Origin of the sequence: Candidatus Desulfatibia sp., assembly GCF_036446775.1 — a bacterium.
Taxonomy (GTDB): domain Bacteria; phylum Desulfobacterota; class Desulfobacteria; order Desulfobacterales; family UBA11574; genus Desulfatibia_A.
The window spans coordinates 1-6,544 of record NZ_JAZFTO010000242.1; the positions used below are offsets into that span (position 1 = coordinate 1).

Genomic DNA, 6,544 nt, shown 5'->3' on the forward strand with positions numbered 1-6,544 from the left:
ATCGTCGGCGCGTTGTTGCTGACACTGTTTGCGGCTGTGTATGTCCTTTTGTTTACCGGATTCGGCAACGATCTCGTTGCGCCCCTGATTGCTTCCAGGCTCGAGGGAAAGCTCGAGTTGAATGTCAATATCGAGAATTTCAAACTTCGCATCGACCGATTTGCCCTGGCCCTGACGCTCGCAGAGAAAAACCGCATCGAAGTCGAAGGCAGCTATGCCCTCTTTTCCCAATCGATAGATGCCCGCTATCGAATTCGCTTTGATGATTTGGAGCGCCTCAAAGCGCTCACCCGGCAGGTGTTGAAAGGCCGTCTGCATGCGGACGGAATCGTAAAAGGGACTCTTAAAGCGCTTCGGATTGAGGGAAAAAGCAACCTGGCTCAAAGTGATACCGTCTATCGCGTGACTCTGGACGACTTCAACCCGTCCGGTGTGCATGTGGAAATCAAAGCAGCCGATCTAAAAAAGTTGCTCTATCTCGGCGGTCAGCCCAACCTCATATCCGGAAAACTTGACCTGGACTTCCAACTGGATTCACTCGACCTGGAAGATCTTCAGGGCCAAGTCGATATTCAGCTTAGCCGGGGAGTTGTGAATATCGCTAACATAAAAAAGCATTACGGCATTTCGCTGCCTAAGACCTCCTTTTCAGCCAGGGCCGATGCCCGTCTGGCCGGCAAAGATATCCGTTACGACGTAAAATTTGTCTCCAATCTGGCAAAGATCGGTTCCAGCGGAACCATTGCCCCGCAGACAATGGCTATGGATCTGGCCTATAATCTTGCGGTGAAAAAGCTCGAACTTTTCACGCCCGTTATCGGTATGCAGATGCGCGGCCCGCTTAAACTGGTCGGCACTGTCAACGGGGATAAAAAACATCTTCGAATCAAAGGGCAAAGCGACCTGGCCGGCAGCCAAACCCGTTTCGAGGCCGAATTTCAAGACTTCAAACCAAAGGCCATACAGATCGACATCAAGCACCTGAAGTTAAAAAGCCTGCTTTTCATGCTGGCCCAGCCCTCCTATGCCGGCGGTACTCTGGATGCCAGGGTGACCATAGATGACGCCCGGGCCGAATCGCTCAAAGGCAGAATTACCACAACCCTATCCAACGGAAAGGTGGACGTCGCAACTGTGGCCAGAGAATTTGACCTGAAGGTGCCTGAAATCCGTTTCAATGCCGAGACGACATCCATTCTGAAAGAAAACCTGATAGATACCGCCGCTTCGGTTACATCTTCGCTGGCGTCCCTGAACGTAAAAAGAGCCCGGTTCAATGTAAAAGAGGCCCTGCTGACCAGTGACTACCGTGTAGATATTCCGGACCTCGACAAACTCTACCTTTTAACCGAGCGGCATCTTGATGGTGCTGTCCGGATTACAGGAGAAATAAAAAAGGGGAAAGACCTCGATGTCAAGGCCTACGCTGATACCCTTGGCGGCGCTTTTGACGCTAAGCTGCACAATGACGATCTGCATGCCGAATTGAAGAACTTGCAAACCATGGAGATAATGAAAATGCTCATCTACCCGCAGGTTTTTGAATCCAGCCTCACCGGCATCTTAGATTACAATCTCAAGACCCGCAAAGGCAAGCTTGATGCAACCCTCGCGGAAGGGCGGTTTGTACCCAACGTCATGACCATTCTGGTCGATCAGCTGGCCGGTTTTGATCTGAGCCGCGAGCGGTTTGAAGGCCATCTCACCAGCAGCATCAATGGCGAGAAAATCGTTGCGGAACTCGCCCTGCGCTCCAATAATGCCTCCGTTACCGGCGAGGGCGTAAAGCTGAACACCAAAACCAAGCAAATCGACGCAAGGCTTCACATTGTCGCCAATGACAACCCGATTGATGTAAACATCCGGGGCCATGTAGGCAATCCTAAGGTTGATGTGGATGTCAAAAATCTTCTCAAACGCGAAGCAGAAAAGTATATCGAAAAGCAGATAGGCCCCCAGTTTGAAAAACTGCTCAAAGGGCTGTTTAAATAAAATTTCCGAGAAAACGATTGCTCGGTCAATTAAAAAGATCAATCATAGGCCTAATGCCTCGGCTACGGGACGTCTCATGAAGTTTGCTACAAAGCAATACGTGGTGCACTTGCAACTTGGATTCACCTTTACCAAGGAGGAAAATTATAGATGCCGGGTCAAGCCCGGATGACATGGGTCAAGTCCAGAGTAATAAGTTAAAGTGACTTTTGACACTACTTTTTAATAAACTAAAACTGCGAGTTACAAATTTAAAACATGAAAATAGCTTTTGTTTCGACTTACTTGCCCCAACAATGCGGCATAGCCACATATACGGATTATCTTATCCACGGCCTTAAAAAGGCTGACCCCGCCTTGGAAATTAAAATTATCGCTGAAAAGGGAGCCTCCTTAATTAAAAAAGATCAATTTGAAGTGGTTCCCTGCTGGGACAGAAATGAAGATTATGCGGAGTCTATACTTTCAAATTCCAAAAACGCGGATGTAGTACATATTCAGCACGAATACAGCATATACAGTTTTGACGATAGATTGCCTTCGGTACTCAAAGAACTGAGTGCGGACATCAGAAAGGTAGTAACCATCCATTGTGTAAGACCCGCTCAATTCTCGGAAAGAGGGGCGGTGGACGAGGACTACGCAGCCAGAATTGCCATGCTTGCAGATCAGGTCATCGTGCATCTCCCCAACCAAGAAGATATCCTTTGTCGTATGGGAATACCTCCGAAAAAGATCCAGGTTATTTCTCACGGCACGGAAATCAGCAATGAGGATAAAGAAGTCTCGCGCAAAAGACTTGGCTTGCCCGCGGAGGCAAAGATACTTCTCATGTTCGGCTTTATTAAGCCGCATAAAAATTTTCACATTGTTCTCGATGCCCTTGTGGAGATAAGAGAAAAATTGGATAATGTACATTTTTTCATAGCCGGAGGCTTAGCACCTACCGCTTCTGATAAAGACAAGGAGTATGCCGAACTGATTGCTAGAAAAATAAAAGACCTTAAACTTGAAAATAATGTTATCTATCCTAACAAATTTTTCCCCAACAATGACGTCCCGTATCTGTTTCGGGCTTCCGACATTATCCTGTTTCCTTACTACGAAGAAGACAGGTCTGCATCGGGTTCGTTCCATTTAGCCATTGGCGCGCAGAGGCCCGTGATAGCCTCAAGAATGCCTAAATTCGAGGAATCAAAAAACATCAGTGATGAACTCCTTGTCCTTCCCTACAATTCTTCCGGGATAGCGGGGACTGCTATACGCCTTTTTGAAGATAAGGACTTCAGACAATATGTAATTAACAGGACAGAAGCTTATCGAAACCTTACTTCCTGGGAAACAGTAGCTAGGCAACATATAGAATTGTATCGTAGGAGTTGACATGATTGATTTAAAGACCTTAGGTGACGGCAGGGTCGAGGAACTAGAATCCGGCCATACTATCTTTATCCTCGATTCATATGAAAAAAATCCAATTGTGAAGCCCCAGGATATAGGTCTCACCTGGTATGAAAATGAAGAACTTAAGACTGGCGCTGTGTTCAACGGCGGAGCGGAATATTTTGAAGACCAGGTCATCCTTTTAGCAAGATGCCACAGAAATTACAGAAAAGGCAAATTTTTTGATGAAAAACTGGGTCGTGAAAGGGACTGTCCGGAGAACTATACCTCCGAAGTATGGCCTTTAACAAGCCCGGACGGCATAAACTTTTCCCGGTTCCGGAACATGGCCATCCGCGGCGATGGTACTGAGCATCAGGACTTTGTCTATGGCATAGAGGATATAAGAATCATAAAATATGAAAACAGCTATGTCTTGATTGGCTGCGGCAAGACAAAACCCCCATTCAAAGGTTCGAATGCGGATAGAATCGCCGTTTATTCCACCGAGGATTTTGTAAAAACAACTTATTGTGGAATGGTTGAGTCCTTTGACTCCAGAAATGCCGTGCCCTTTCCAACCCCGGTGAATGGAAATCTATATACCTTGATCAGATTCCATCCTAATATACATATAGGCTTGCTTAAAGCGGGCATGGATCAATTGTTAAATCCTGCGGCACATAAGGATAAATGGGAAGAAATCTACCGTAAGCGAAACGAAAACTTGCTTCTCAAAGCAGGTCTTTATCCGCATGAGAAAGAGAAAATCGGTCCTGGGCCGCAGCTTATTAAAACAGACCGAGGTTGGCTTCTCATCTATCATGCCGTGGGGGAGATAGAAATTGACGTCTGTAAAGCCTATGGACTTTCCCGGAAAATCGAAAGGGGATATTCCGTCTCTGCCGCTATTCTGGATATGAATGATCCCCGCAAGGTCATTCGCAGAACCCGCAAACCAATCTATATTCCTTCGGAACCTTATGAATTATACGGCGATGATGAATATCCGGTGGATGTGCCTGCGGTGGTTTTTCCTGTGGGCGCCTTTGTTCAGCAAAATAAAATACTCATCTATGCCGGTGCTGCCGATAAATATGTTATTCTCCTTAGCTGCGGACTTGAAAGCCTGGTAAACTATTTATGGGAACAGGGTAAATTATGAAATGCCTGATAATCGCCGCCGGTTATCGCCAAAGGGGGCGTCACAAAAAAATTTCCGCAAGTCTATCATGAATGGGCACCATCTCTGTTTAAAGCTGTATTTACAAGATCATCAAAATTTGCGGTGGCCACGCATATACAGGTGTCGGCCGCACCATAATACACCTTGATTTCGCCTGAATCTTCCACAACCGCGCTGCATGCAAAAGTCACATTACCGACATCCCCTATTCTTTCATAATCCGCTCGCGGTGAAAGGATTGGCTGGTTAGATCTGGCAATGACCTTGTCCGGCTTTTCGAGGTCCAGCATAACAGTGCCGATTCTGTAAATGGGACCGGCTGCGGTCTTTTTTACACCATGATAGATTTCAAACCATCCATGCTCGGTCCTGATCGGCGGAACCGAGGCGCCGATTCGATAGCTGTCCCACATGCCCTGTCGGGGCGTCATCAAAATCTCGGATTTCCCCCAGTCGACCAGATTCTTTGAATAGGATACCCACATACTGCCCACGCCTTTGCCGATCGGTCGGTCAAGGCGCACGTACTCGCCGTTTATCCTTTCAGGAAAGAGGATGCCGTCTTTGTTGCCGGGTTCGGATACAATGGCAATCCGCTCATAATGGAAAAAATCCTCTGTTTTTGCCAGAGCAATGCGGGGGCCGTATTTTGAATATGCGGTGTACATTACATAATAAACACCTTCTATTTCGGTAATGCGCGGATCCTCGATACCGCGTTTTTCGTACCGGGCAAAAGGGCCTTTTCGGGCAGGCTCCATGACCGGTTTATCTTCAAGCGTAAAATACAGCCCGTCTTTGCTTCTCGCCAGGGCAAAAACCGAATACCCCTGCTGGCTCTCGACTCTTAGGAGATGAAAATATTCATTCCCTCTTTTAACCACGGCCCCATTAAAGACCGTATTGCACCTGAACGGAATATCTTCGAGCGCAATAATGGGATTGCCTTCAAACCGGCGCAGGATATCGCGTCCAAATGGAAAGTGCTCGTTCATCAGAATTCTCCCTCACTTTTTGCGCACTCCTGATAGATATCATCAATGGCAGTTGTGCCCAGGCATATACAGCTATCAGAAGCGCCATAGTACAGCAGCAGTTTCTCATCCTCCAAGATAGCACCGCATGAAAAAATCAAATTCGTCACGTCCCCGACCCGTTCGTAGTCTTTGCGTGGACTCAGGATGGGGACGTTGGTACGGCTAACAACCCTGGCCGGGTCGTCAGAATCTAAAAACACCGCGCCGATCCTGAAAAGAGGTCCGGCGGATGTATCCTTGATGCCATAGTAAATCAGCAGCCACCTCCCGTCTTTGACTCTGATGGGGGGCACGGCATCGCCCACGCGGTGTGAGTCCCAATAGCCGGGCCGGGGAGATAATACCTCCTCGGAACCGCCCCAGTACACAAGATCATCTGAATAACTGATCCATATCCGTCCCCCGCTCAATGGCCGCTCGAGCCTGGCGTAGCGGCCGTTGATTTTTTCCGGGAAAAGCGTACCGCCCTTGGTGTCCACTTCGGAGACAAATCCAAGTCTGGTGACGCTTTCAAAGTCATCGGTTCTGGCCAGCCCGATTCTGTCACCATAATGGCTTTCGGCTATATATGTGATATAATAAGTATCTTCAAAGGGGGTGATCCTCCCGTCCATAATACCGTTCTCTTCATACTTCTTAAATGCTTTATCTTCCGCATATTTTATAATAGGCGCATCATCCACCTCAAAATCAAAGCCGTTTGTACTGCGGGCAAGATACAGACTTTTATGCCCCTTCAGACTTTCAATCGTTACAAGCAGCAGGTAGGTGTCGTCGATCTTGACCGCCCCGGCATTACAGATGTCCGAGGCCCGAAACGAAAGGTCATCCATAGTAATTACAGGGTTGCCCTTAAAGCGATAGATAATATCAGGGTGTCTTTTTTTAGACATGATTTATTCCTTTTCCTATTCCCCGGCAAATACATACCGGGTTTTGCATCCCA

The 6,544-nt window shown here is 47.4% G+C and carries 5 protein-coding genes; 3 read left to right on the forward strand and 2 right to left on the reverse strand.

What is annotated here, in order from left to right; translation table 11 throughout:
• The 3 genes from V3S16_RS11380 to V3S16_RS11390 form a co-directional block, all read left to right on the forward strand.
• Positions 1-1,992, forward strand: a 1,992-nt coding sequence (locus tag V3S16_RS11380) for a hypothetical protein (RefSeq protein WP_413885016.1), incomplete at its 5' end; no start/stop codon positions are given.
• 258 nt (positions 1,993-2,250) lie between these two features.
• Positions 2,251-3,375, forward strand: coding sequence for a glycosyltransferase family 4 protein (locus tag V3S16_RS11385; protein WP_413885018.1), 1,125 nt, complete (start codon positions 2,251-2,253; stop codon positions 3,373-3,375).
• A gap of 1 nt (position 3,376) precedes the next feature.
• Positions 3,377-4,540, forward strand: coding sequence for a hypothetical protein (locus V3S16_RS11390; protein ID WP_413885020.1), 1,164 nt, complete (start codon positions 3,377-3,379; stop codon positions 4,538-4,540).
• 65 nt (positions 4,541-4,605) lie between these two features.
• Here the strand turns inward: V3S16_RS11390 and V3S16_RS11395 are convergent, their stop codons facing one another.
• Both V3S16_RS11395 and V3S16_RS11400 read right to left on the reverse strand, forming a co-directional pair.
• A complete protein-coding gene (locus V3S16_RS11395) occupies positions 4,606-5,556 on the reverse strand; it encodes a glycosidase (protein WP_413885022.1) in 951 nt (316 codons plus the stop codon).
• Positions 5,556-6,491: a glycoside hydrolase family 130 protein gene (locus tag V3S16_RS11400; RefSeq protein WP_413885024.1), complete on the reverse strand. Its 936-nt coding sequence runs from the start codon at positions 6,489-6,491 to the stop codon at positions 5,556-5,558. Before V3S16_RS11400 ends, V3S16_RS11395 begins: the two co-directional genes overlap by 1 nt.
• Positions 6,492-6,544 lie beyond the last annotated feature (53 nt).

What these genes read in the sequence shown, in the direction of transcription:
- V3S16_RS11395 (WP_413885022.1), bottom strand. Translation starts at nt 5,556, where the DNA reads ATGAACGAGCACTTTCCATTTGGACGCGATATCCTGCGCCGGTTTGAA.
- V3S16_RS11400 (WP_413885024.1), bottom strand. Translation starts at nt 6,491, where the DNA reads ATGTCTAAAAAAAGACACCCTGATATTATCTATCGCTTTAAGGGCAAC.
- V3S16_RS11390 (WP_413885020.1), top strand. Translation starts at nt 3,377, where the DNA reads ATGATTGATTTAAAGACCTTAGGTGACGGCAGGGTCGAGGAACTAGAA.
- V3S16_RS11385 (WP_413885018.1), top strand. Translation starts at nt 2,251, where the DNA reads ATGAAAATAGCTTTTGTTTCGACTTACTTGCCCCAACAATGCGGCATA.